The following is a 272-nucleotide window of genomic DNA, read 5'->3' as shown; positions in this document are numbered from 1 at the left end:
CAGTAAAAATGAATCGCTATACTATCTTTGTGAACAATTCGTAAATGCATGGTGGTTAGAGGGTTTTAATAAAGCAATTAAAAGAAAAAAACTTAGACTTCATTAAAATCAGGCGGTGCGCACACCGCTTGATTTTTTTCTGGTTTGTTCTAAATTGCCTCCTTGTCCCATATATTTAGAATAAGGACGAGCAGCAGGAGGGATTGACTAGGACAGTGAATAAAAAACTTAAAATCAGTATATTTGCAGTGGGACTCATCCTTCTTTTTTTC

General features: G+C 35.3%; 1 protein-coding gene. It reads left to right on the top strand.

Going from position 1 to position 272, the window contains the following annotated elements; all coding sequences use genetic code 11:
* On the top strand, positions 1-106 hold a 106-nt coding region (locus EOC06_RS45430; protein ID WP_128310200.1), incomplete at its 5' end, for a DUF2521 family protein.
* Positions 107-272: the final 166 nt, after the last annotated feature.

The sequence above is a fragment of the Mesorhizobium sp. M7A.F.Ca.MR.362.00.0.0 genome, assembly GCF_004023175.1.
GTDB lineage: Bacteria > Pseudomonadota > Alphaproteobacteria > Rhizobiales > Rhizobiaceae > Mesorhizobium.
This window is presented reverse-complemented; position numbering and strand designations above follow the sequence as displayed.